Origin of the sequence: Paenibacillus artemisiicola (genome assembly GCF_017652985.1) — a bacterium.
Lineage (GTDB): Bacteria > Bacillota > Bacilli > Paenibacillales > Paenibacillaceae > Paenibacillus_Z > Paenibacillus_Z artemisiicola.
Genome location: NZ_JAGGDJ010000003.1, coordinates 143,998 through 168,637 on the forward strand (window position 1 = coordinate 143,998; position 24,640 = coordinate 168,637).

General features: G+C 61.0%; 27 protein-coding genes. 22 read left to right on the forward strand and 5 right to left on the reverse strand.

Annotated features, from left to right (window positions below; translation table 11 throughout):
* Positions 1 to 187 precede the first annotated feature (187 nt).
* The 8 genes from I8J29_RS06525 to I8J29_RS06560 all read left to right on the forward strand — a co-directional run bounded on the left by I8J29_RS06525 (position 188) and on the right by I8J29_RS06560 (position 7,117).
* Positions 188 to 688, forward strand: a complete 501-nt coding sequence (locus tag I8J29_RS06525) for a YpuI family protein (RefSeq protein ID WP_090638428.1) — start codon at positions 188 to 190, stop codon at positions 686 to 688.
* 53 nt (positions 689 to 741) lie between these two features.
* Positions 742 to 954 (forward strand): DUF1540 domain-containing protein, encoded by a 213-nt coding sequence (locus I8J29_RS06530; RefSeq protein WP_208846868.1) that lies wholly within the window; start codon positions 742 to 744, stop codon positions 952 to 954.
* Between the two features lie 6 nt (positions 955 to 960).
* Positions 961 to 1,371: a DUF4190 domain-containing protein gene (locus tag I8J29_RS06535; protein WP_090638425.1), complete on the forward strand. Its 411-nt coding sequence runs from the start codon at positions 961 to 963 to the stop codon at positions 1,369 to 1,371.
* A 197-nt stretch (positions 1,372 to 1,568) separates the two neighbouring features.
* Positions 1,569 to 2,270 (forward strand): lytic transglycosylase domain-containing protein, encoded by a 702-nt coding sequence (locus I8J29_RS34155; RefSeq protein ID WP_208846869.1) that lies wholly within the window; start codon positions 1,569 to 1,571, stop codon positions 2,268 to 2,270.
* 153 nt (positions 2,271 to 2,423) lie between these two features.
* Entirely contained in the window at positions 2,424 to 3,593 is a 1,170-nt protein-coding gene (locus tag I8J29_RS06545; protein WP_208846870.1) for a cysteine desulfurase family protein, read from the forward strand.
* Between the two features lie 3 nt (positions 3,594 to 3,596).
* Positions 3,597 to 4,817, forward strand: coding sequence for a tRNA uracil 4-sulfurtransferase ThiI (thiI, locus tag I8J29_RS06550; protein ID WP_208846871.1), 1,221 nt, complete (start codon positions 3,597 to 3,599; stop codon positions 4,815 to 4,817).
* A gap of 220 nt (positions 4,818 to 5,037) precedes the next feature.
* The gene (locus I8J29_RS06555) at positions 5,038 to 5,610 is read left to right on the forward strand and encodes a TetR/AcrR family transcriptional regulator (RefSeq protein WP_208846872.1); all 573 of its coding nucleotides are present in this window, start codon (positions 5,038 to 5,040) and stop codon (positions 5,608 to 5,610) included.
* Between the two features lie 19 nt (positions 5,611 to 5,629).
* Positions 5,630 to 7,117: an MDR family MFS transporter gene (locus I8J29_RS06560; protein ID WP_208846873.1), complete on the forward strand. Its 1,488-nt coding sequence runs from the start codon at positions 5,630 to 5,632 to the stop codon at positions 7,115 to 7,117.
* Positions 7,118 to 7,260: 143 nt separating this feature from the next.
* Here I8J29_RS06560 and I8J29_RS06565 read toward each other — a convergent pair whose 3' ends face one another.
* A complete protein-coding gene (locus I8J29_RS06565; protein WP_208846874.1) occupies positions 7,261 to 7,965 on the reverse strand; it encodes a TerC family protein in 705 nt (234 codons plus the stop codon).
* Between the two features lie 203 nt (positions 7,966 to 8,168).
* On the opposite strand from I8J29_RS06565, the gene I8J29_RS06570 reads away from it, so the two are divergent.
* The 7 genes from I8J29_RS06570 to I8J29_RS06600 all read left to right on the forward strand — a co-directional run bounded on the left by I8J29_RS06570 (position 8,169) and on the right by I8J29_RS06600 (position 13,612).
* On the forward strand, positions 8,169 to 8,840 hold the full coding sequence (locus I8J29_RS06570) for a TerC family protein (protein WP_208846875.1): 672 nt from the start codon (positions 8,169 to 8,171) through the stop codon (positions 8,838 to 8,840).
* A 95-nt stretch (positions 8,841 to 8,935) separates the two neighbouring features.
* A complete protein-coding gene (locus I8J29_RS06575) occupies positions 8,936 to 9,418 on the forward strand; it encodes a hypothetical protein (RefSeq protein WP_208846876.1) in 483 nt (160 codons plus the stop codon).
* An 87-nt stretch (positions 9,419 to 9,505) separates the two neighbouring features.
* Complete coding sequence (typA, locus tag I8J29_RS06580) at positions 9,506 to 11,347, forward strand: translational GTPase TypA (protein ID WP_208846877.1); 1,842 nt, start codon at positions 9,506 to 9,508, stop codon at positions 11,345 to 11,347.
* A 131-nt stretch (positions 11,348 to 11,478) separates the two neighbouring features.
* Positions 11,479 to 11,784, forward strand: a complete 306-nt coding sequence (locus I8J29_RS06585; RefSeq protein ID WP_090638397.1) for a YlaH-like family protein — start codon at positions 11,479 to 11,481, stop codon at positions 11,782 to 11,784.
* A 4-nt stretch (positions 11,785 to 11,788) separates the two neighbouring features.
* A complete protein-coding gene (locus tag I8J29_RS06590) occupies positions 11,789 to 12,061 on the forward strand; it encodes a hypothetical protein (RefSeq protein WP_208846878.1) in 273 nt (90 codons plus the stop codon).
* A gap of 14 nt (positions 12,062 to 12,075) precedes the next feature.
* Positions 12,076 to 13,080, forward strand: a complete 1,005-nt coding sequence (locus I8J29_RS06595; protein WP_240545959.1) for an LCP family protein — start codon at positions 12,076 to 12,078, stop codon at positions 13,078 to 13,080.
* Positions 13,081 to 13,159: 79 nt separating this feature from the next.
* The gene (locus I8J29_RS06600; protein ID WP_208846879.1) at positions 13,160 to 13,612 is read left to right on the forward strand and encodes a pyridoxamine 5'-phosphate oxidase family protein; all 453 of its coding nucleotides are present in this window, start codon (positions 13,160 to 13,162) and stop codon (positions 13,610 to 13,612) included.
* A 64-nt stretch (positions 13,613 to 13,676) separates the two neighbouring features.
* Here I8J29_RS06600 and I8J29_RS06605 read toward each other — a convergent pair whose 3' ends face one another.
* Positions 13,677 to 14,222 (reverse strand): YhcN/YlaJ family sporulation lipoprotein, encoded by a 546-nt coding sequence (locus I8J29_RS06605; RefSeq protein ID WP_208846880.1) that lies wholly within the window; start codon positions 14,220 to 14,222, stop codon positions 13,677 to 13,679.
* A gap of 115 nt (positions 14,223 to 14,337) precedes the next feature.
* On the opposite strand from I8J29_RS06605, the gene I8J29_RS06610 reads away from it, so the two are divergent.
* The gene (locus I8J29_RS06610) at positions 14,338 to 15,669 is read left to right on the forward strand and encodes a PhoH family protein (RefSeq protein ID WP_090638388.1); all 1,332 of its coding nucleotides are present in this window, start codon (positions 14,338 to 14,340) and stop codon (positions 15,667 to 15,669) included.
* Here I8J29_RS06610 and I8J29_RS06615 read toward each other — a convergent pair.
* Positions 15,666 to 16,175, reverse strand: coding sequence for a hypothetical protein (locus I8J29_RS06615; protein ID WP_208846881.1), 510 nt, complete (start codon positions 16,173 to 16,175; stop codon positions 15,666 to 15,668). The two genes, I8J29_RS06610 and I8J29_RS06615, sit on opposite strands and share 4 nt — an antisense overlap.
* Positions 16,176 to 16,341: 166 nt before the next feature.
* Here I8J29_RS06615 and I8J29_RS06620 point away from each other — a divergent pair, with 166 nt between their 5' ends.
* Positions 16,342 to 17,682, forward strand: a complete 1,341-nt coding sequence (locus I8J29_RS06620) for an extracellular solute-binding protein (protein WP_208846882.1) — start codon at positions 16,342 to 16,344, stop codon at positions 17,680 to 17,682.
* Between the two features lie 71 nt (positions 17,683 to 17,753).
* On the opposite strand, the gene I8J29_RS06625 is transcribed toward I8J29_RS06620, so the two are convergent.
* Positions 17,754 to 18,839, reverse strand: a complete 1,086-nt coding sequence (locus I8J29_RS06625) for a coiled-coil domain-containing protein (RefSeq protein WP_208846883.1) — start codon at positions 18,837 to 18,839, stop codon at positions 17,754 to 17,756.
* Between the two features lie 105 nt (positions 18,840 to 18,944).
* Here I8J29_RS06625 and I8J29_RS06630 point away from each other — a divergent pair, with 105 nt between their 5' ends.
* Positions 18,945 to 20,129: a class I SAM-dependent methyltransferase gene (locus I8J29_RS06630; RefSeq protein ID WP_208846884.1), complete on the forward strand. Its 1,185-nt coding sequence runs from the start codon at positions 18,945 to 18,947 to the stop codon at positions 20,127 to 20,129.
* 92 nt (positions 20,130 to 20,221) lie between these two features.
* Here I8J29_RS06630 and I8J29_RS06635 read toward each other — a convergent pair whose 3' ends face one another.
* Entirely contained in the window at positions 20,222 to 20,458 is a 237-nt protein-coding gene (locus I8J29_RS06635) for a DUF2626 domain-containing protein (protein ID WP_090638377.1), read from the reverse strand.
* A 268-nt stretch (positions 20,459 to 20,726) separates the two neighbouring features.
* On the opposite strand from I8J29_RS06635, the gene I8J29_RS06640 reads away from it, so the two are divergent.
* The 4 genes from I8J29_RS06640 to bshC all read left to right on the forward strand — a co-directional run bounded on the left by I8J29_RS06640 (position 20,727) and on the right by bshC (position 24,640).
* Entirely contained in the window at positions 20,727 to 21,374 is a 648-nt protein-coding gene (locus I8J29_RS06640; RefSeq protein WP_208846885.1) for an RsfA family transcriptional regulator, read from the forward strand.
* Between the two features lie 120 nt (positions 21,375 to 21,494).
* Positions 21,495 to 22,439 (forward strand): ketopantoate reductase family protein, encoded by a 945-nt coding sequence (locus tag I8J29_RS06645; RefSeq protein WP_208846886.1) that lies wholly within the window; start codon positions 21,495 to 21,497, stop codon positions 22,437 to 22,439.
* Positions 22,440 to 22,462: 23 nt separating this feature from the next.
* Entirely contained in the window at positions 22,463 to 22,858 is a 396-nt protein-coding gene (locus I8J29_RS06650; RefSeq protein WP_090638368.1) for a DUF3397 domain-containing protein, read from the forward strand.
* Positions 22,859 to 23,005: 147 nt separating this feature from the next.
* Complete coding sequence (gene bshC / locus I8J29_RS06655) at positions 23,006 to 24,640, forward strand: bacillithiol biosynthesis cysteine-adding enzyme BshC (RefSeq protein WP_208846887.1); 1,635 nt, start codon at positions 23,006 to 23,008, stop codon at positions 24,638 to 24,640.

The following is a 24,640-nucleotide window of genomic DNA, read 5'->3' on the forward strand; positions in this document are numbered from 1 at the left end:
TCCTCCCTGATCGGCGCCGCCTCGGGAAAGCCGCGGCCCTGTCGTCAACTTGTCCTTAGGGTAGCGTGCGCCGGAGCAAAATATACGGCCGGCCGGTCCAAACGGCAGTACCATCTGTTTCAATTTTGTGGTACGATGTTGATGATTTAAGTATTGTTTGCAGATAATGAAAGGGGATCTACCTATCATGCCTTCGACTAACGTAAAAGCGATTAGCGAATCGACCCGGGACAAATTGAAAATGGCCATCAGCCAGCTGGAAGCGTTTCTGAACGAAAACGCCCTGCCCCAACTTCTCGCCGAAGATCAAGACAGTGAATCGGCGCTTTTTTATAAAGGCTTGCTGTCCGACCTTCGCCACATGCTCGTGTTCTCCGAAGTGGCGTACGAGAAGCTCGGCGTGGCGCTGAGAAGGCCGAATTTCGATACGGATTTCGCGGAACGCGCGCTTTACGAAGTCTACCATCAATGCGTCAACGCCTTCTTCTATCCGAAGAACGAGTGCTATTCCGAAGACGGCCGCTACGCGTACACGGGACAAGACGCCATCCGCTTTCGGAAGAAGCCGGTCCGCGCGGGACGCGACATCGTCCTGTCCGTATCCAAAATCTTCGAGGAGCTGCGCGACGACCTGTCGTATTACGAAAGTGATTACATGACGCAGCGGCGCATGCAAGGTCAAAAATAAGGCAGACATAACTCACCCCCGGTACGGGCAACTTGATACCGGGGGTGATTTTTATGCCGAATGGCGTTAGCTGCAGCGTCGCGAACTGTTCCTTCTGGGAAGAAGGCAACAAGTGCGCCGCCGCCAATATCCAGGTCGATATCGACCGCCATGCCGAAGTCGAATTCGAATCCGAATTCGCCGGAGAAGGATTTGGCCACGACCACCAGGACAAGGCGATGAACAGTGCGTCCACATGCTGCCATACCTTTAAACCGAAGGAGTGAAGCGAAATGGAACGCGAATCCGAGCATCGTTTCGAGCACAGCCCGCATGACGATTCGGCAACGAATCCGCTTTACCATCCCGACATGAAAGCCTACAACGAAGAATCGGCGGCGGAAATCGCCGTGCCGCAGCGTTCCATGCCCGACTATTATCCGGACCGCGGCGTCACCAAGCGAACGAACGACGTCGTGCGCGAAACGAAATCGGCGGGCGTGGCGACCGGATGGGCGGCGCTGATCCTGGCGGTCATGTCCTGGATCGTCTGGCCGATCGTGCTGGGGGCGACCGCGGTCGTCGTCGGCTTCATCGCGTACTGGCAGGGCGCGCGCGGACTCGGCGTAACGTCCATTACGCTCGGTTTCATCGCCGTGCTGGCTTACTTGGTCCTCGTACCTCTTTATTATGCGATATCCTGAACGAATCGGCGGAGAGCATGTCTCTTCGCCGGTTTTTTACATAAGCGGGCGGCGTCGCCCGGGATACGGCGCGCGCTCGCAGGCGAAATGACTCAGGCTTGGGTCCAATGGCTCATTGGTGAATCGGGGCGAAAGGATGTAAAATGATGTTAATCCTTGTCGAAACCAAGCCTTAACCCGTGGAGGTCTATCCCGAAATGAGCATCGATCCGCGTATTATGAGTTCCCTCCTTCAGCTTCAATTCATGCCAAACCTCGATCTGAACGGTAACGAAAACGTCATGTCCGCGTCGGCGGGCACGGACGGTTCGTCGCTGTTCGATACGCTGCTGCAGCAATATATGGCCGGCGGTTCCGGCAGCGACCGGGCGGGCGCGGACGGACTCCCTTCGATAGCCGACCCATCGGCGCTCGGCGGATTGAGCGCGCTGATGCCGATGCTCGGCGGATCGGGCGAGCCGGCCACGGAGGACGCTGGCGCGGCGGGCGATTACGAGCCGCTGATTCAGATGGCCGCGGCCAAGTACGGCATCGACCCGTCGCTGATCAAAGCCGTCATTCAGACGGAATCCTCCTACAATCCTAGCGCGGAGTCCGGCGCGGGCGCCAAAGGGCTGATGCAGCTGATGGACGGTACCGCGAGGAGCCTCGGCGTGACGAATGCGTTCGATCCTGCCCAAAACATCGAAGGCGGGACGAAATTTCTCGCTTATTTGATGAAGAAATACGACGGCAACGACCAAGCGGCGCTGGCGGCGTACAACGCGGGGCCGGGCCGGGTGGACCGCGCGGGCATTCAGACGAACGCCGACTTTCAGGCGCTGATGGAACGGCTGCCCGAAGAAACGCGGAATTACGTCACGAAAGTGCTGAACGCCCGGACGAACGATATCGGTTGAACCTAATCGGGATCCCGCAGCGTGCATCGAGATCCGCCCCCTTAGGCCGAAGCGGCAATTCCTGCCGCTTCGGCCTTCGGTCGTTGATCTTTGCCGCCGCGATGCGATACTATAAGGAAATGCACATCAGCGAACGCGAAAGGACGAGGCAGCATGCATTATTTCGATCATTGCGCATCGACGCCTCCGCTGGAGGACGTCATCCGGACGATGGCCGAAGTCATGGCCAAACATTACGCGAACCCGTCCTCGCTTCATCGCGGAGGCCAGGAAGCGAAGCATATCTTGGAGCGGGCCCGCGCCGTCGTCGCAAGCCTCTTCCCGGGAACGGCCGCGGAAGAATGGCTGTTCACCTCGGGCGGCACGGAAAGCAATAACATGGCCATCCTCGGGGCGGCGCGCAGCCTCGCGAAGAAAGGCAAGCATCTCGTGACGACCGCCATCGAGCATCCGTCCGTTTACGATACGGTCCGCGGCCTGGAACGCGAAGGATGGACGGCCTCGTACGTGCCCGCCGACGAGACGGGCATCGTGTCCGCCGAAGCGGTCGAGGCGGCGCTGACGGACGAGACGGCGCTCGTCAGCGTCATGCACGTCAATAATGAAGTCGGCTCGATCCAGCCGATCGCGGAGATCGGCGCCCGCTTGAAGCGACGCGGGAATATCGCGTTCCACGTAGACGGCGTGCAAAGCGTGGGCAAGGTGCCGGTGGATCTCGCCGGCAGCCGGGTCGATCTGTTCTCCGCCGCGGCGCACAAGCTCGGCGGGCCGCGCGGCGTCGGGCTGCTCTACGTCCGGCAGGACCTGCAGCTCGGGCACGTATACGGCGGAGGCAGCCAGGAGCGGGGGCTGCGTCCCGGCACCGAGAACGTGCCGGCGATCGTCGCGGCGGCGAAGGCTTTCCGGCTCGCCGTCGAGCGTCAGCCGGAGCGGGCCGCGCGCATGTACGCGCTGCGGGCGAAGCTCTTGGCCGGCATCGCGTCCATCCCGGAGCTGGTGCCGAACGGCAGCCCCGATCTCGGCGCCGGCGGCGGAGCCGCTCCCAACATCGTGAACTTCTCCTACCCCGGCATGCGGCCGGAGGTGATCGTTCATATGCTCGAGAAGCACGGCATTCTGGCCTCGACCAAGTCGGCCTGCTCCTCGAAGAGCGACGAGCCGAGCCGGGTGCTGCTGGCGATGGGCCTGTCCCGCGAACGGGCCTCGAGCGGGGTCCGCGTCAGCTTCGGCGACGAGCACGGCGACGCCGAAGTGGCGCGGCTGTGCGAGATGCTGGAGAAGGTCGTGCAAAAGCTAAAACCGTTGGAACGCAAAGGGGACTGACAGATGAATCCGGATATGATACTGCTGCGCTTCGGCGAATTTACCGTGAAGGGAAGAAACCGCGACCGGTTCGAGAAGCGGGTATGGGAACAGGTAAGGCGGGCGCTCGCCGATTTTCCGCGCGCGGGGATCCAGAAGGCTTTCGGGCGCCTCTACGTCGCCTTGAACGGCGAGCCCTATGAAGAGATGGCGGTCCGGCTGCGCGACGTTTTCGGCATCGTATCCTTCAGTCCGGTGCGCAAGACGCCGAACGACCTGGAGGCGATCCGAAGCGCGGCGATAGACGTCATGCGGGGATTGCCGAGACAGCCGGAGACGTTCAAGGTGTCCGTCCGCCGCGTCGACAAGAGCTTCCCGCACGACTCGCAGGAAATGAACCATCTGGTCGGCGGCCATGTGCTCCGCGAGCTGCCCGGCCTGAAGGTGAACGTCCGGGAGCCGGAGGTGGAGCTGAAGGTCGAGATCCAGCCCGAAGGGACGTACGTGTTCAGCCGCGTGGAGCAGGCCGCCGGCGGCTTCCCGTACGGCACGAACGGCAAGGCGCTGCTGTTGCTTTCGGGGGGCATCGACAGCCCGGTCGCCGGGTACTTGGCGATGCGGCAGGGCTTGGAGCTGGAGGCGGTTCATTTTCACAGTTATCCCTACACCAGCGAGCAGGCCACGGAGAAGGTCATCTCGCTCGTGCGGAAGCTGTCGCACTATACGGGGGCGCCGATCAAGCTGCATCTCGTCTCGTTCACCGATATTCAAACCGCCATCGCGCAGGGCGGCCACGATTCGCTGATCATTACGCTCATGCGGCGCGCGATGCTGCGCATCGCCGATCGCCTGGCGGAAGGGCGGGAAGCGCTCGGGGTGGTGACGGGAGACAGCCTCGGCCAGGTCGCGAGCCAGACGCTGAGCAGCATGAACGTTATCGGCCGGGCCACGGAGCTGCCTTTGCTGCGCCCGCTCGTGACGATGGACAAGAACGAGATCATCCGGATCGCGCGGAACATCGACACGTACGACACGTCGATCTTGCCGTACGAAGACTGCTGCACGCTCTTCGTGCCGAAGAATCCGTCCACCAATCCGAACTTGGGCGTGGTCGAGAAGGCGGAGGCGGGCCTCGCGGATTTGGATGGCCTGATCGGCAGAGCGGTCGCCTCCGTCGAGACGCTGTCCATTACGCCGGAATTCCGGTCCGCGGCGCAATCCGCCGGCGTGGACGATTGGTTTTAACGAAGGCGAACCTTGCGGTATACGGTAAACGAGAGCTAGTCGGCCTTGTCCCCGGGATGAGGCGCGATTGGCTCTTTTTGCTTGGCTTTCACGGCCGCGAGGCAGCAAAAATAAGGTTGACAGAAGGAGCATGGCGAGGTATATTAAACACTGTTTTAAATGATGTTTTAAACAACGTTTAAACCTGACCGGAGGGATTCCCGCGACGAAAGAGAACATATTGGCCGCCACGTTGGAGTTGATCAAAGCAGAAGGCATCGAAGGCGTGACGATCCGCAAAATCGCCGCCGCGGCGGGGGCGAACGTCGCGCTCGTCAATTATTATTTCGGCTCGAAAGAGAAGCTGATCAGCGAGACGCTGAAAGTCCAGCTCACCTCGTTCCAAGCGGCCTTCGCCGTGTTCGACGAGACGGAGCTTCCGGCGCTCGTGCGCTTGAAGCGGTTCCTGCTGTCGTACACGTCCTCGCTGGAGGAGCATCCCGAGCTGATCAAACGGCTGCTCGTGCAAGAGCAGTGGTTCGAATCGCAGGCGGAATACGCCGAATTTCTAAAGAATCAAGGCCTGGATAAGCTGCTTTCCGCGTTGACGGAAATCATCGGCCCGGCCAGCAGGGACAAGCTGCTCCTGATGACGCAGCAAATGTTCGCCGCGATTTTGTCGCCCGTCATCAAGGCCAGCTTGGCGAACAAGCACGATTCCATGCAGGACGGCTCCCTGCACACCTCCGCCACGATCGAGGAGCAGATCGATTTGTTCCTGGATCATTATTTTTATCAATACAGGGCTCATTGAGCAGAAAGCAGAGGCATTCATGTCGCAAACGCAAGCCAACACGAAAGGACAAGACGATTTCTCGTTGAAGTCCATACTCCCGCCGCTGCTTGCCATCATCGTAGGGATGATCATGGTTATTTTGGACAGCACGGTCGTCAACAACGCCATCCCGAAGCTGGTCGAATATTTCGATACCGACCTCAAGACGATCCAATGGACCGTAACCGGCTATACGCTGGCGCTGTCCGCCGTCATCCCGCTCGCGGGCTGGTTGACGGACAAATTCGGCTCCAAGCAAATATTCATGCTGACGATCGCCTTGTTCACGATCGGCTCCGTTCTGTGCGGCATCGCGCAAACGCCGGAGCAGCTGATTCTCTTCCGCGTCATTCAAGGCTTGGGCGGCGGCATGGTCTCCCCGATCGGGATGGCGATGGTCTTCAAGCTCGCGCCGGCGGAACGCCGCGGCTCGATCATGGGCATGCTCGGCATTCCGATGCTCATGGCGCCGGCGTTCGGCCCCGTGCTGTCCGGCTGGCTGGTCGATTCCGTCAGCTGGCATTGGATTTTCATGATCAACCTGCCGATCGGCATCATCGCCTTCATTCTCGGTCTTCGTTATTTGCCGCATTCCGACCGTCAAACCGCTCCGCATCTGGACGTCATCGGCATGTGCCTGGCGCCGATCGCGTTCGCGATGCTGGCCTACGGCGTGAGCGAGGGCGGCACGAGCTGGAGCTCGACGTCCACGATTATAGGCTTGTCGGTAGGCGGCGTCGCGCTGATCGTCTTCATCTTCGTGGAACTGATGCAGAAGCAGCCGTTGCTCGAGCTGAAAGTATTCCGGTCTTCGGACTTTACGCGCAGCATCATCTTGACCTGGATCGTGCAGCTCGCGCTGTTCGGCGCCATGCTGCTCGTACCGCTGTACTTGCAGGGCGTGAAGGGCTACTCGGCGCTGGAGACGGGCTGGATTCTGATGCCGCAGGCGCTGTGCGCGGGGATCGGCATGCCGATCAGCGGCAAGCTGTTCGATAAAATCGGCGCCCGTCCGCTCGCCTTCGCCGGTCTGGCCGTCGTCGCCGTCTCGCTGTTCATTCTGTCGAACGTGACGGTCGATACCCAATTGTGGGTTATTATCTTGTCCATCTGCATGATGGGGATCGGCATGGGCTTCTCCATGATGCCGCTCAACACGCACGTGCTTAATTCCGCGCCGCGCCGGCTGGTCAGCCGCGTTACGCCGCTCACGACGGCGGCGCAGCAGGTCGTCGTCTCGTTCGCCGTCGCGGGCTTAACGGGTTATCTGACGTCGCAGATCAATACCCATGCCGCGGGCGCGGGAGCGGACGCGAATCCGCTGACGGCCGTCGTGGCCGGCTACGGCGACACGTTCTTCCTGTCCGCCTGCATCGCGACCGTAGGCGTCGCGCTGACCCTGCTGCTGCGCAAGCCGCGCTTGAAGGCCGAAGATCTGAAGGCGGGCGGCGAAGCGCCGGACCCGGCCATGATGATGGGGCACTGATTCCGACCCGCTTGCGGGAGCCGCATCCCATCGCGATTTAACGTCAAGAGGCAAAAAAGGTCGCCCTCCGGCAACAGTCCGCTGTTGACCGGGAGGGCGACCTTTTGGCTTGCCGCTTATAAGATGTTCGGGAATATGAGAGATTAGTGCGAGTCGCCGCCGCTTTCCAATTGCCGCGCCGCTTTCGCGCGACGGACGTTTTGGCGGAGTCCGATGAGAATGACGGCGATGACGACGAGAATCAAGAACGACCATTCGAAGACCGGATTGTGATTGAATACGTCCTCCAGCCGCTTCTCGTGCGTAATCATCTTGGCCGCGGTGTACGCGATGACCCCGGAGCCGATGTAAACGATCCAAGGGAAGCGCTGAATGAGCTTGATGAACAGCGTGCTGCCCCAGACGACGATCGGAATGCTGATCACGAGGCCGAGGACGACGAGAAGAATGCTGCCGTGTCCGGCGCCGGCGACCGCGATGACGTTGTCGATGCCCATCGCGGCATCGGCGATGACGATGGTGCGAATCGATTGCCACAGCGTATTGCCGGCCTGGATGTCGTCGTGGGCATCCGAATCCACGAGCAGCTTATAGGCGATCCACAGCAGCAGCACGCCGCCGACGACCATCAGCCAAGGCACCTTCAGCAAATAAACGACGAGCACCGTCGCGACGGCCCGGATGGCGACCGCCCCGACCGTTCCCCAGATAACGGCTTTCTTCTGCTGCTCCTTCGGCAGCTTTCGGGCCGCGAGACCGATGACGATCGCGTTGTCGCCGGCCAGGATCAAGTCGATGAAGATGATCGTGACGAGCGCGGTGAAAAATTCAACCGAAAACAATTCCATGATTTCCGCAACACCCTTTCTGATACCACGTAACTTGATCGTTCATACGGACGAATCGGCGAAAAGATTCAAAAATCGCAAACATAACCTGTCCGCCCGGGACATACCGTTCATAGACGGGGCTTTTCCCGGTTCGAGGAACTTGCCGGAAGCGCCGGCGCCGCAAGCGCGGCCGCCGCGTTTTCCGAAGGAGGCGGACGAAAGTGGACAGCTTGATCGTGTTTATCCAAATCATGTTCATCAACGTGCTGTTAAGCGGCGACAACGCCGTGGTCATAGCGTTAGCGAGCCAGCAGCTGCCGCCGAAGCAGCGGAAGCGGGCGGTGCTCTGGGGAGCCGTCGCCGCGGTCGGCCTGCGCTGCGCGCTGACGCTGGTCGCGATTTACCTGCTCAAGATCCCTTACCTGCAAGCCGCCGGCAGCGTCCTGTTGTTCCTGATCGCGGTGAAGCTCATCATGGACGCTTCGGATCATGCCGAGGAATTCCACGCGATGCGCAAGGTCAGCACGCTCGCGGCCGCGGTGCGGACGATCGTCGTCGCGGACTTCATCATGAGCCTCGACAACGTGCTGGCCATCGCCGCGGTCGCGCAGGGAGAGCCCGTGCTTATTTTGCTCGGGATCGTGCTCAGCATTCCGATGATTATTTGGGGCAGCCAGCTGCTTAGCGGCATCCTGCGGCGATTCCCGTCGCTGGTGTATATCGGGGGCGGTCTGCTCGGCTACGCCTCGGGCGAGATGCTCGTCCACGATCCGGCCGTTCACGGCTTCCTGGCGCAAAACGCGGCGGTGCTGACCAAGGCGATTCCGATCCTGCTCATCCCGCTGGTCATCGTCGTGGCGGTGCTGCGCGCGAAAAAGGGCCGAATCCTATAATTTTCAGTAATTTGCAGTACTTTCACTGGTTTTTTGCCTTCCGTTCCATTACACTAGTAAATGTTAAAAATGTGTCGAGAGAAAGGAACTTAGGCATGTCGAAAAACCAATACACCGTCGGGCTGCTGTTTTTGGCTGCCGGCGTTGTGATCTTGCTCGGAAAACTGGGGCTGTTTGCGTTTATCGGCACAAACTTTTGGCCTCTGTTTCTGCTGATTCCCGGCATCCTGCTGCACGTGCTGTTTTTCGGACGACTGCTGCCTCCGTTCGTGTTGATTCCCGGGGCGATTCTGACGATCAACGCCTTTCTTTTTTTCTTTTGCATGGCGTTTGGCTGGAGCAAGATGGAGAATCTGTGGCCGTTCGTCATCCTCAGCGTCGCGGCGGGGCTGTACGAATACCATCTTTTCGACGCGTATCGTCCGAAATTTCCGCTCACGCTGGCGATTATCCTGGCGCTTGCGGCGGTATCCTTTTTCGTCATCATGCTCGTATGGGGTTGGGGGCTGTACATCATCGCGGCGTTCTTGATCGCGGCCGGCGCCTGGCTGGTCGTGGGACGAAGAGCCCGCTGGTAAGGCAGGGCCGTTCGGCATAAGAACGGGTTACATGAATCAAGTCGAGAGACTACAGACTAAATAAAAAAGTGGAGTGGATAACGTACTATGCTAGCCAGAGAAAACATCAGAAACATCGCCATCATCGCGCACGTCGACCATGGCAAAACGACGCTGGTCGACAAGCTGCTGCAACAATCCGGCACGTTCCGCGACAACGAAACGGTGCAGGAACGCGCCATGGATTCCAACGATTTGGAACGGGAACGCGGCATTACGATCTTGGCGAAGAACACCGCGGTCAACTACAAGGATTACCTTATTAACATCGTGGATACCCCCGGACACGCCGACTTCGGCGGCGAAGTGGAGCGGATCATGAAGATGGTCGACGGCGTGCTGCTCGTCGTCGACGCGTTCGAAGGCTGCATGCCGCAGACGAAATTCGTATTGCGCAAGGCGCTCGAAAGCCAATTGACGCCGATCGTCGTCCTGAACAAGATCGACCGCCCGAACGCGAGCCCGGAGCAGGTCGTCGACGAAGTGCTGGATCTGTTCATCGAGCTCGGCGCGAACGACGAGCAGCTGGACTTCCCGGTCGTCTACGCGTCCGCGCTGATGGGCACCGCAAGCTTGAACCTCGAGAAGCAGGACGAGAACATGCAGGCGCTGTACGATACGATCGTCGAGCATATCCCGTCCCCGAAGGAAAGCGCCGAAGAGCCGCTGCAATTCCTCGTGACGCTGCTTGATTACAACGAATACCTCGGCCGCATCGCCGTCGGCCGCGTCAACCGCGGCAAGATCCGCCAAGGCCAGGCCGTGGCGGTCATCAACCGGGAGGGCGTGACGAAGCAGGCCCGCATCGAGAAGCTGTTCGGCTTCCAGGGCCTGAAGCGGATCGAAGTCGAAGAAGCCGGAGCGGGCGACATCGTCGCGATCGCGGGCATCCGCGAGATCAACATCGGCGAAACGATCGCCGATCCGGCCAACCCGGAGGCGCTCCCGGTTCTGAAGATCGACGAGCCGACGCTGCAGATGACGTTCCTCGTCAACAACAGCCCGTTCGCGGGCCGCGAAGGCAAATGGGTTACGTCCCGGAAGCTTCGCGAACGCCTGTACAAGGAGCTTGAGACCGACGTCGCGCTGCGCGTCGACGAAACCGACAGCCCCGACGCGTTCATCGTGTCCGGCCGCGGCGAGCTTCACCTCGGCATTCTGATCGAGAACATGCGCCGCGAAGGCTTCGAGCTGCAGGTATCCAAACCGGAAGTCATCGTGAAGGAAGTCGACGGCGCGAAGATGGAGCCGTACGAACGCCTCCTGATCGACGTGCCGGAAGAGAGCATGGGCGCCGTCATGGAGAGCCTCGGCACGCGCAAAGCCGAGATGGTCAACATGGTCAACAACGGCACGGGGCAAGTCCGCATCGAGTTCATCATTCCGGCGCGCGGCCTGATCGGCTACCGTACGAACTTCCTGACGCTGACGCGCGGCTACGGCATCATGAACCATGCGTTCGACAGCTACGGCCCGCTGGCCGGCACGGCCGTCGGCGGCCGCCATCAAGGCGTGCTCATCTCGAGCGAGAACGGCGTGTCGACGTTCTACGGCATGAACGGCGTGGAAGACCGCGGCATCCTGTTCATGGAGCCGGGCACGGACGTCTACGAAGGCATGATCGTCGGCGAGCATAACCGCGACAACGACATCATCGTCAACATCTGCAAGGAGAAGGCGCTCACGAACATCCGCTCGGCCGGCAAGGACGACACGGTCCGCCTGAAGACGCCGATTCTCTTCTCCCTGGAGCAGGCGCTCGAATATTTGAACGACGACGAATACTGCGAAGTAACGCCGAAATCGATTCGCCTCCGCAAAAAAATCTTGAACAAGAGCGAGCGCGAACGCGCGGAGAAGCATCGCAAAACCGCTCAAGCAGGCGTTTAAACCGAAAGCGCGTCCCGCTTGAGACGCTTTGACCAAGGCAGGGCAGCGGATTTCCTTCGGGAGAACCGTTGCCCTGCATTTGCTTCGCGGGCATCGTTATGCTATTTATAGTAAAGAAGGAGGTAAGCACCATGCAAAGCTGGTTTCATGCGCATCCCGTCCTTACGTATTTGTTGATCCTGGCCTTTACGATTTATATTTTCAACACCGTGTTTCGCGCCCAGAAGCGGCTGCCGATCCTGAAAGAAATTCTCGTCCATCTGCTGATGGCCTTCGGCGCCTTCGTCCTGTTCGTGCTGCAGTACGACATCCTGCCGATCGTGCAGTGCATGGCGGTGGCGGTCTTCATGATGCTGCTGCTTCGCGGCCGCCAGCTGTACGACAAGATCAAGGCAAAACGCGGCAGCGCAAGCCGCTCCGACGCGGAAGGAGTTTGACGCCGTGCGCCTGGACGATGCCTTGTTCAATTGGCTTCAGATTCAGCTTGTCGCCGAAGCCAGGCCGGACGACCGGGCCGCGGCGGACACGCGCGATTTCTTTCGCGATATGCTGACGGAAGACCACGGCCTCGCCAACCTGCTCGTACATAAGACGGACGACACCATGGTCCACGTGAAGTACGACAAGGACGGGCGTTCGAAGACGCAGCTGATTCCGCGGGAAACCGCCGAACAGCTGCTGGCCGACATCAACGCGAATCCGAAATACAACTAACGAAGGTGGAAAACATGTCAAGGAAGGCTACGCACGCCGTTCGACCGAAGAAGAAAAACTACTGGCCGCGCCGCATCATGGTTCTGCTGCTCCTCGTGCTGGTCGGAGTCGCCGGCTACCTGGGCTACTTGGTGTACGTTTCCAAAGACGCGCTGAAGGACATCACGACGGACGCGGATCCGGCGGTCGTCGTGGCGCCCGAGGATTCCGTGAAAGTCAAGCCGGTCGCGTTCATGCTCCTCGGCATGGACACGCGCAAGCAGACGGGAAGCTTGAACACGGACGTCATGATGGTCGCCGCGTTCAACCCGGCGACCAAATCGGCCGTCGTCGTCTCGATTCCGAGGGATTCCCGAATCGCGCTGAGCGGTTACAAAATCAACAAAGCCAATGCGTATTTTGCCAGGTTCCGCGCGCTGGAGAAAGGCGACGGCTTGGATAACGCCGAGGCCGAGAAGGCGGCCAAGAAGGACCTGCGGACCATGTTCGGAAAGTTCTTCGGGATTCCGATCGACTACACCGCCACGATCAACTTCCAAGGCTTCGCGGACGTGGTCGACGCGCTGGACGGAGTGACGGTCGACGTCGACATGGATATGCATTACGTCGATAACGCCGACGGCACGAACATCGACCTGAACAAAGGCCGGCAAAAGCTGATGGGCGACGACGCGCTCGACTTCGTACGCTACCGCAAATCGAACGACGGGAAGAACATGTCCAGCGACTTCGACCGGAACCGCCGCGAAAGCCAGGTGCTCGGCCAAATCGCCGACAAAATGAAATCCTTCTCCAGCGTGCCGAAGATCGCCGGCGTCATCAAGGCGGTCGGCAACAACCTGCGGATGGACATCCCGGCGAACGAGGTCGAGAACATGCTGAAGACGTATTACGGCATTGGCGCGAACGACATTACGTTCATTCCGCTGGAGGGCACGTGGAAAAGTCCTTACGTCTATCTGGACGACGCGAAGCTGCAGGCCGCGAAAGACGCGCTGAGCGCAAAACTGGCGGAATGACGGTGGAAGAGCAATGGCGGCTATGCTATAATGAGGGCATCGGAGCACTCATGACACTGCAGGCAAGGAGGGCATGCGGATGACCGAACCCGTCGCGGTACTCTCTGACGATCTATACGGCGCATTGAATGAGCAACCGTTCGTTCTTCTGCACACGATCGACGCGGAAACCGGGGCACCTACGTCGAGCGCGATCTCGTGGATTTATGCGGTCGACCGCGCCACGCTGCGCTTCGCGCTCGACGGCCGCTCGCGCTTGACGGTGAACATGACTTCGACAGCCGAAGCAAGCGTGACGCTGTTCGCGCCGGGAACCGTTCAAACGATCCATGGCACGGCACGGCTCGTCGCGGAGGCTTTGGAAGACGTACCCTTTAAGCTTGTCTGCTTCGACCTCGACATCGCTTCGATCCGCGATGCGATGTTTTACGGCGCACGCTTGTCCGTAAGACCGGAGCATGAGAAAACGTATGATAAAAGAGCCGCCGACAAACTGGATGGACAGGTGTTTGCGGCCATGAAAAAAGCCTAGTGATGCGTTCACTAGGCTTTTTGCGTACGCATACGGGTTCTCGCTAATCCGAAGCGGTCCGCCCCTACAAATGCTGGTTCAGCTGCTGCTTGGCTTGCGTTTGCGGCTCGGGCCGCATCGGCTGCACGTCGCGCGGCATCTGCGGCACGATTCGGCCGACGATGTCCGCCATCTCCTCGGCGAAGCCGGCGATCGGACGGCCGCGGCGGATGTCGGCGCCGAGCTCGTTCAGCCGATGGGAGAGGTCGATGTCGGCGGTAACGGCCGCGTTGATGCCGTAAGGGTCTTTGCGGAGCGCCTCCGCTACGGCGTACTTGATCGTGCCGACGCGGGAGCGGTCTACGTTGCCGGCGACGTCGATGCCGACGACCGCCGTATTTTGAAACACCACGCAGTGCGCGCCTTTCACGCCGGGCACCTTGCGCGCCAAGCTTTCCAAATGCGCGGCCACTTGCTTGGGATTGCCGATCGTCTTCTTCTGCGGCGAGCTTTGCTGGGCGCGAACGCGGTTATCATTTTGCGGAGAGGGTGATGTCTCATTGCGGGCGACGGTATTGCAACCTGCTGCCAGCAAGCAAAGGAGCATAGCGGGCACAAGCCATTTCCTCATATTCGCCACCTGACCTTTCTAAAGTCTGCATCCTGTGTTCAAGCCTAGTTTGCCTAGATGAGGGTTTCGCTATGTACGCCTTTGAACGAAATTCCCAACGCCAGGAGGGCTCACGATGAAAAAAATATTCGTGCTCGACACCAATGTACTGCTTCATGACCCGCAAGCGATCTTTGCCTTCGAGGACAACGAGGTCATAATCCCCGCGGTGGTGTTGGAGGAGATCGATTCGAAGAAGCGGCTTGCCGACGAGCTCGGCCGCAACGCCCGGCATGTATCCCGGCTGCTGGACAACATGAGGGAAGGCGGACATTTGCATGAAGGGATCGGACTCGAAAGCGGCGGCGTGCTCAAGGTAGAGCTGAATCATCGGAGCTTCGTGCGGGTGCAGGAAATGTTCGGGGAGATGACGAACGACAACCGGATTTTGGCGGTGGCCCTGAACTATCATCTGGAGGAGCAGGATAAAGGGACGGAGCGACCGGTCATCATCGTCAGCAAAGACGTGCTGGTGCGGATCAAAGCCGACGTGCTCGGCATTGAAGCCCAGGATTACTTGTCCGACCAGGTCGTGGCGCCTTCCGAAGTCTACGCGGGCTATCTGACGCTGAAAGTGCATCCGTCCGTCATCGACGAATTCTACACGTACCGGTTTCTGTCGATCAAGAGCCTGCAGCTCGGCACGCGGCTGCATCCGAACGAATTCGTGATTCTGCGCGACGAGATGGGCACCTCGAAATCGGCGCTGCTGAAGGTCAGCCAGGATGCCGCGAGGCTGGAGCCGCTCTACTTAAGCAACGACCCCGTGTGGGGCATCACCGCCCGCAACGCCCAGCAGCGGATGGCGCTCGAGCTCTTGCTGAACGACGATGTTCCGCTCGTCACCCTGACGGGCAAGGCGGGCACGGGCAAGACGCTCCTGGCGCTCGCGGCGGGGCTCATGAAGGTGGAAGACGAGCACAAATATAAAAAATTGCTCATCGCGCGGCCTGTCGTGCCGATGGGCAAGGATATCGGGTACTTACCGGGCGAGAAAGAAGAGAAGCTGCGTCCGTGGATGCAGCCGATTTACGATAATCTGGAGTTCCTGTTCGATACGAAGAAATCGGGCGACATCGATAAAATTCTGATGGGCCTCGGCAGCATCCAAGTCGAAGCGCTGACTTATATTCGGGGACGCTCCATCCCGGGGCAATTCATCATCGTCGACGAAGCGCAGAACTTGACCCGCCACGAGGTCAAGACGATCGTCTCGCGCGTCGGGGAGGGAAGCAAAATCGTGCTGATGGGCGATCCGGAGCAAATCGACCATCCGTATCTCGATTCCATCAGCAACGGACTCACGCATGCCGTGGAGCGGTTCAAGCAGGAAGGCGTCAGCGGCCATATGACGCTGGAGAAGGGCGAGCGCTCCAAGCTCGCCCAGCTGGCGGCGGACCTGCTCTAGACGGACGCCGGGACGACGGTCTCGAACGAACAGCGGTACGCGCGGGCGATGCCCGCGAGCAATTCTTCTTGATGACGGTCGACGGCCAGGAGCCGCCGGCCGTCTTCTTGTTCAAGCGAGGCGAGGGCATGCTCGTCCGCCTGCGTCAGCGCGGCCGCGAGCTCCGAGGCTTCGCCGTCCGCGGCGGCCAGGGCGACGACGGACGCGAGCCCGAGGTCGAGGAACCGGTTGCCCTCGCGGGTCGTCACGCCGTAATCGCCGAAGACGCGGTCGTTCGCGACCCACGCGGCCTCCAGCATCAGCCACAGCCCGCGCTCGGTCTCGACGTTGTACTTGGCGGCGAGCCGCTCTACGGCGTCACGGGCTTCCGGACCGTCGACAAAGAGCAGCGTCTTGTGGCGGTCCACCAAGGTGACGGCATCGGCGATGCCTTTGACGATCTGCGCGTAATAACCGGGGAGCTTGTCCTCCGGCAGGTGCAGCTCGAGACTGTAAACGGCGTTCATCGGCAACATTCTCCTTTCGATCGGCGTCTATGAGCTATAGTATGCACGATCGCGCACCGCGGCGCAACGCGGGCCGGCGGCGAAGCGGCTAGCGACAAAAAAACGCTTTCTTGTTACAATGATAAACAAGGAAAGGCAGCGAAGCCAACCGGCGAGGAGGGAGAAGGTGTCACGCAGAAAAGCGGTCATTTTGCTGCTGAGCGTATTCACGATATGCGCGGCGCTGCTCGTGTCGACGTCGGGCAAGCCGGGCTCGCCCATCGCGCCGTTAGGCGGCGGGGCGCCTTCCAGCCAGCTGCCGCAGGTCGCGAACGGCGACGACCGGGAGCCGATTACGCTGACGATCGCCGTCTCCATGGACGAGACGGAATTTCAATATTGGATCAAGAGCAACGAACGGTATTTGCAAGGCCATCCGCGGGTAACGGTCAACCTAACGAACATTCGCGACGAAGACCCCGACGCCGCGCGCAAGCAGGCGTCCGAAACGGGCGAGCCCTTCGACATCATGCTGCTCGATAACGACCGCGTCCGCGAACTCGCGATGCGGGGCGATCTGCTGCCGGTCGACGAGATCGTGACCGGCGATTTCGCCGCCGACCAGCTGGAAGCGCTCACGGACATGGTGAAATGGAACGGCTCGCTCTGGGGCGTTCCGGTGGACGGCAACCCGCTGCTGAACGTCTGGTCCAAGCCGCTGCTGAAAGCCGGCGGAGCGGCGGGACCGCCCAAGGACATGGCCGCCTTCAAGACCCTGACGGCGACGCTCGCGGCTTCGAAGCCCGGCGTCAGTCCCTTCAATCTGAACAGCGCGGATGCCCGGGCTTTGTCCGCATGGCTCGGATTGTTCCAGGAGGACGCGAAGCCGGCGGCGAACCTGTCGCCCTTCACCGCCGCTCAGAAAGAGCAGCTCCGCTTTGCGGCCGGGCACGCGAAGGAACTGACGCGGTACGATCCGCTGCTGCAGGGGAGCGAGCTCGTTCAAGCGTTCCGGGAGGACAAGCTGCTGAGCGCGGTCATCCCGTGGACGGTGTATTTCCGCTTCAGCGACGCCGAACGCTCGCTGCTGTCGATCGGCTCCGCGAACGGCCCCGTCGTGCGCAGCAACGGGCGAAGCTTCGTGCTGACGGCGGAGACGGACAAGCTGGCGGACGCCCGGGAATGGATCCGGGCGATGACGGAGCCCGAAGCGCAGCTCGCGCGCTACCGCGCGTTCGGCCGTCTGCCGGCGCGCGCCTCGGTCATGACGGGCGAGTTCGAATTCAACGAGATCGCGAATCGCCCGCCGCATTATTTGGTGCCGATGCTGCAGACCGCGGCCGCGGCGCCGGATCCGCCTTGGCGGGAGCGGTGGGAACGCTGGTCCGCGCTGTGCGCCTCGCTCGGCGGCAATGCTCGTCCATTCACGCCCGAGGCGGCCGAGCGGCTGATCGCCGAATGGAACGGGGAACGGCCGGCAGGCACGACAAAAAGCGGCGCCGAAGCGCCGCCGACAACGTCCTTATAGCCGGACTTGGCCGGGATGAGACGGGGGAGACGGGATGAGATGGAATCAGACGGGACAGGCCCGGCTTCGCCTTACAGGCTGATCGAGAGTTTGATGACCAGCGCGCCGTCCTTGACGGAGACCGATTTCGCTTTTAGAAACGAGACGATTTCGGACGGATAGAAGCCTAAGTCAAACTGTCGTTCGAGCTGCTTGCGCGTCGTATCGGGCAGCGCCAAGCCGTTAAAAATCAGCTCGTCGACGTGGAACAGGATCGAGCCCGCCGGCTCCAGCGTATAATGGCCGGACAGCTCGACCTCGAGATCGTCCTTCTTGCCCGTAATGATCACCTTGTCTTCTTTAAAGGCGAACGCGAAGTTGTCGAAGAGGGGATTCTGCCCGCGCAGGAAGGCGTTCAGCTTGCCGTCCGGAATCGTCAGCGTGTAATTGAAGTCGTCGATATCCAGCATGCCTTTGTCCTTCTCGACCCAGGACGGGATTTGGCCCATTGCCTTCGACAGCGCGTTGAAGTAGCGGTTTACTTCGACCAGCCCGACATTCTGCCAATAGGCCGTATAGTCGTCGATCAGGGACCGCAGCTTGTCCGCGTCTTCCCTGCCGTTCAAGGCGGAATCCACGTCGCTCTGCAGCGCGACGACCCGGGCCCGCTGCGTTCTCAGGCGGGTTTCGACTTCGGTCAGCTGCGCGGATTGGGCGTTCAGCGAGGCGACGGTCTTCTTCAAGGCTTGATAGTGCGCTTGATAAGCGTTCAGCGTGTCGCGGTCGGACGCGAAGATCAGATCGAAAAAGTCCAGGATGGCCAGCATGCCGGACAAGCTGCGGGACGAAAGCAGCGCCGTCAGCAGCGAATTGCGTTCGCCGGTATAATAAGCGCGGAGCACCTTGCCGGCTTCCTCGCGTTTCCCGTCGATGTCGGCTTCCTGCTTGTCCAGCGCCGCTTGGGAGGCGGAAAGCTTGGCTTCGACGGCGGTTTGCTCCGTCTCGATGCGCGCGATTTCCTTGTCGATCTCGACGACGGAGAGGCTTTTCTCGATAACGCTTCGGGTCTCTTCGTCGGCCGGGACGGCGGGCTCGGCGAGCGCGGGAGAAATCGTCAGCCATAGCGCAAGCGCCGCGGCGGCAAGCGACACGGCCCGTCGGCGTTTCGTTCCTTGCACGGTCAACCCCCTTTCTGGCGGCTGTGCATGCCCTACTATATGCGCAAAATAAGTCTATTATATCCGGTACCGGCAATTTTGTCTCAGGGAAGGAGGCGGTCGCGCATGCGGCGCGAGACGCGGTTGGAGACGGCGATATTACAGGCGATCGAAAGCGGCGGCCGCCGCGGACGGGTGATGGGAGCGGATGCTTCCAGCGCCGCTTCGGAACGGCCGGCGATGACGTTTCGCGATTATATGGCAATGTGCCTGTACGACGAACGGGACGGCTATTACCGGGCCGGCGGCGTCCGCGTGGGCCGGGCGGGCGATTTTTATACCAGCTCCGCGATCGGCACGATCATGGGCGGCAAGCTGGCGGGGTATGCGGCCAAGCTCGCCGGGTCGCAGGGACTTCCCGTCACGGTCGTTGAATGGGGAGCGGGCACGGGCGCGTTGGGTCAGCACATGCTGGCGGCATGGGAGGCCGGCCGTCCGGGTCGGAGCCCGGAAGCGTATTGGCTCGTGGACGGAAGTCCCGCCCATCTGGCGGAGGCGCGTCGTCGGCTGGGCGAGGGAACGGGCATGGCCGGAGGACCGGCCGTGAAGTACATGACGCCGGGCGAAGCGGAAGCCGCCTTATGCGCGAGCGCCGACGATCGCTTCGTCGTCGTGATTGCCAACGAGCTGCTGGACGCGTTCCCGGTGCACCGGGTCGTCCTGCGCGGCGGAATCTTGCGGGAGCTGGGGGTCGCGGAGGCCGCGGAAGGCGAAGGGGACGGGGAGGCGTTCGTCTATGCGGAGATGGCGCTCTCGGACGACCGGCTTGAAGCCGTGCTGCGCCGGGACGGAATCACGCTGCGGGAAGGCCAGATTCTCGAAGTGAACCTGGCCGCGGAGGCGTGGCTCGCGGACATGGCCGCGCGGATGGCCCGCGGCTGCCTCGTGCTCGTCGATTATGGCCACGAGGCGCGGGAGCTGGCGGCGCCGCACCGGATGCGCGGCACGCTGCTCTGCTATAAGGAGCATGTCGCCCGGGACGAGCCATTGCTCGATCCAGGCGGCCAGGACATGACCGCGCACGTGAACTTCACCGCCTGCATGGCCGCCGCCGCGGCCGCGGGCTGGGAGCGGGTGTATTACGATACGCAGAAGCAGTTCCTCGTCGACGAAGGCGTGCTGGCGGATTTCGCGCCGCATGACGGGACGGACCCGTTCGGCGAGGCGGCGCGGCATAACCGGGCCATCCGCCAGCTGCTGCTCAGCGATGCGATGAGCGAAACGTTCAAGGTGCTGGCGCTGCGCAAATAGACGCGCCCGTCGAAAAAAGGCTGTTCCGGAGAGCTTGTCTCCCGGAACAGCCTTTTGGTTGTTTTTATAAGGTGAAACGTCCGTCCGTATATTTAGAATGGGTTCCCCATTACAAATACCGTCCAATACGTGAAGCCGACGAACGAGATAAACATGTATCCCCAGAACATCAGCATATAGGTTCTTTCGGAAAAGTTCAAATAGCCTAACAGGACAAACACAGCGGTTTGGATAAAGAACAAGAGCGCCATCTCGTTCATGTGTCCCGCGAACGCCATCAGCGCGATCACAAGCGTCCAAAAGCCGAGCACCCGGAACATGCGTGCCATGAAATTCTCCCCCTCTCGTCAGTCTCGACCCGATTTCTATTGCCCATTATAACGTTTCAGGTAACGACTGTAAACTGTTTCAATCGTGACGAATTGGCAAACTTTTTAACTTGCAAAGCGTCTTGGTACAAGTTTGCTTCAATTTGGCTGAAAACATGTATGAGCCTAAAAAAAAATGGATATACAATTTAGTATCCGATAGATTCTATGAACTCTACCAAGGGCATAGAGATAAAGTAAGCGCCTAATGTTGGGAGGTTTTGGTTGCATGACAGCAGTGAGACAAGATGCCTGGAGCCCGGATGACGATCTCATTCTGGCCGAGGTCACGCTGCGGCACATTCGCGAAGGCAGCACGCAGCTAGCCGCGTTCGAAGAAGTGGGGGAGCGGATCGGCCGCACTTCGGCGGCCTGCGGTTTTCGCTGGAACAGCTGCGTTCGCAAGCGCTATGAAGATGCCATTCAGATCGCGAAGCAGCAGCGCCAGAAGCGGAATTATATGAAAAAGCAGACGTACGCCGCAACCCCTCACGTGTCTTCCCTGAACGTAATGGATGCCGAGGAGCGCGCCTACAAAAACGACCCGCTGACGGAAGAATCGCTCTCGATCGATACCGTCATCCGGTTCCTGCGCCAATGGAAAGCGACGTACCAAGAACTGAACCGGCAGATCAAATCGCTCGAACGCGATCTGCGGGACAGGGAGGAAGAACTGCTCGCGCTGCGCGAGATCAACGAGCGGCTGTCCCTCGAAGTGAACAACGCGCAGACGGATTACCGCGCGGTGAACGACGACTACAAGACGCTGATTCAGATCATGGATCGCGCCCGGCGGCTGACCGTATTGACCGAGGAAGACGAATCGAAACCGCGTTTCAAAATGGACGCGAACGGAAATTTGGAACGCATCGAATAAGGCCGCCCCGTGCGGCAACCCCTTAAAATCTCTCCGTACCTGATGCAGGCGCGGCGGGATTTTTTCGTTTGCTTCTGGTACGATGGCGGTAACACGATTCAAAACTAGCGAGGTGGACGCGTGAACATCATCATCGTGGGCGCCGGCGCGCTGGGGCTGCTGTACGGCGCGAGGCTGGCGCTGGCGGGGCACGGCGTCGTCCTGCTCACCCGGTCGGACGAGCAGGCTGGCGCCCTTAACGCGCAGGGTCTCTTATATAAGGAAGCGACGGGCGCGGAGACGAAGGTCGTTATCCCGGCCGCGTCCGTGCGGCGGTTTGTCGATGCCGGCGCATGCCGCGCGTTCGGCGCGGATTGGGCCGTGCTCGCCGTGAAGCAGCCGCAGGTCGACGCGGGGCTGCTCGCGGATTTGGAGCGGCTGCTCCGGGGAGGGGTGCCGCTGCTCGCGCTTCAGAACGGCATCGGGCATATGGAACGGCTCGCGGAAGCGCTGCCGGCTTCTCCGGTCTATGCGGCCGTGACGACGGAAGGCGCGCTGAAGCCGGACGAGCGGACGGTACGGCATACCGGAACGGGGCGGCTCGCATTCGGCCGCTGGGACGGGCGGAACGACGACGGCGCGGAGGCGCAAAAAATGTTGCTTGACGCGCTGGCAGATGCAGGAATCGAGGCGAATCTGTCGAATGAGATCAAAGATCAAGTTTTCCTAAAATTATTGCTGAACGCGGTCATCAATCCGCTGACGGCCATTTACCAAGTCAGGAACGGCGAGCTTTCGCGCGATCCGTACCGCCTGCGGCTGATGCGGGCGCTTCACGACGAAAGCGAAGCGATTCTCCGCGCGGCGGGGCTGCGGTCCAACGAGGATCTTTGGGAACGCCTGCTCGGCGTATGCGCGGCGACCGCCGGCAACGAATCTTCGATGCTGCGGGACGTGCGCGCCGGGCGCCTGACGGAAATCGATTGGATCAACGGCGGCATCGCCGGGTACGCCAAGCGTCTCGGTCTTTCGTCGCGGATGAACGACGCGGTCCTTGCCCTCGTGAAGGCGCTGCGCGTGACGTAATTCTTCGGGAGGAGGAGAGCGGGTTGGGCTGGATTTGGGATAGCATCAAGCATGTGTATGCCCTATTGGCGGTCATTCCCGTCGTGCCGTTCCTGCTCGTTTATTTCGGCTATGCCGCCGTCAGCGGCGACCGGAAAAAAGCGTTCCGCCTCGCCATGGACGTGACGACGGCCCTGCTGATCGGCTGCGTGGCGGTGCTGTTCAACGATATTTTCGACAGCGGCTTCGGCCTGTACGGCATTCTGCTCATCCTGCTGCTCGGCGGCGGGCTGCTGGGGAACATGCAGTACCGGTCGAAGGGCAACCTCGACCTCCGGCGCGTTTCGCGCGCCATTTGGCGGCTCGGATTTTTTCTGATGAGCGTCTGCTACGTGATTCTCATGTTCGTCGGCATCGGCAAGAGTCTGTTTACCGCCTGAATCGCGGCCGCCGCGGTTTTATCGGACCCTCCGGAAACGGAGGGTCTTTTATTTTGACGGTTACCGAAACAATGTGTACAATGAATGAGAAAAAACGCATGCCATTATAGAGCTCGTATACCGGAGAAAAGAAGGTAGAGACTGTTGATGAGAACAGAACCGGTCCGGCTGCCGTTCGGACAGCCGCTCGTCGAGGCTTACGCGAAGCGCAGCCATCCCGGCGTGGAAGCGCTGTTCGGCAGCCACCCCGCGGAAGAATCGCATTGGCACCGTCGCATGAACTGGCTGGAAGCCCATGGAGACAAACGCGTACAGCCCGAACGCCTGGCAGATGCCTTGCTGGCGTATAATAAACGAATGAATGCCGTGCCCGCCGTCCTGGCGAACATCGAAGCGATCCGCGCGGGCGCTCCGGTCGTCGTCACCGGCCAGCAGGCCGGCCTGTGGACGGGACCGCTGCTGGTCATACATAAAGCCGTGACCGCGATCGCCGCGGCCAGGGAAGCGTCCGGACTGACGGGCAAGCACGTGGTGCCCGTGTTCTGGATCGCGGGCGAGGACCATGACTGGGACGAGGCCAACCATGCCTACGTCCGCGCGGCCGAAGACAAGCTCGTCCGCGTCGCGATCGACCGTCCGGCGGGGGGCCGCACGTCGGTCAGCCGCACGAAGCTGGCGAAGCCCGCGATGGCGGAAGCGCTGCAGCGGCTCGGCGCCGTGCTGCCGGACAGCGAGTTCAAGCGTGAGCTGTTGGACGCGCTGAGCCGCTTCGCGGCGGATCACGACGACCTGTCCGGCTGGTTCGCCGCCGTCCTGGGCTGGCTGTTCGGGAAGCAGGGCCTCGTCCTGCTGGATTCCGACGATGCCGGCATCCGCGCGCTCGAAGCGCCGATGTTTACCGCGATGATCGAACGCAACGACGCGCTCGAGGCGGCGTACAAGCGGTCCGAGGCGGCGCTTCGCGAGCTGGGCTTCGCCCCGTCGGCGGACGTCGCCGACGGCTGCGCGAACCTGTTCGTGTTCGAGGCGGACGAACGGACGCTGCTGTATAAGGAAACGGACGGGAGCTTCCGGAACCGCAAGGAGACGTGCCGGCTGTCGCGCGGCGAGCTCCTGCGGATCGCCGCGGAAGAGCCGCAGCGGCTGAGCAACAACGTGCTGACCCGGCCGCTGATGCAGGATTACCTGCTGCCGGTGCTAGGCGCCGTGCTCGGACCCGGCGAGATCGCCTATTGGACGCTGACGGGCGAAGCGTTCCGCGCCATGGGCATGGAAATGCCGCTGATCCTGCCGCGGATGTCGTATACCCTGGTGGACGCCGCGACGGAGAAGCAGATGGCCAAGTACGGGCTCTCCTTCGACGACGTCGTGCATCGTTACGCCGACCGGCGCGAAGCTTGGCTCAAGGAGCGCGACGAGCTCGGCATCGAGGAACGATTCGCCGAAGCGGGCGCGCAATTCGAAGCGCTCTACGCGCCGGTCATGCGGCTGTCCGCTTCCGTGGAGAAGGGGCTCGAGGCGCTCTCCGCGAACAACCTGCGCCGCATTTTGGACCAGATCGCTTACTTGGAGAAGCGGACGAAGGAAGCGCACGCGCGGCGCTTCGACGCCGCCCTGCGCCAGCAGGACGGGGTCGCGCTCGCGCTGTGGCCGGAAGGCGGACCGCAGGAGCGGACGCTGAACATGGCGGACTTCTGGAACCGGTTCGGGGCATCGTGGCTGGAGAAGCTGCTGGAGGCGCCGTACGACCGGTCCGGCGGCCATTATCTGATTTTTTTATGA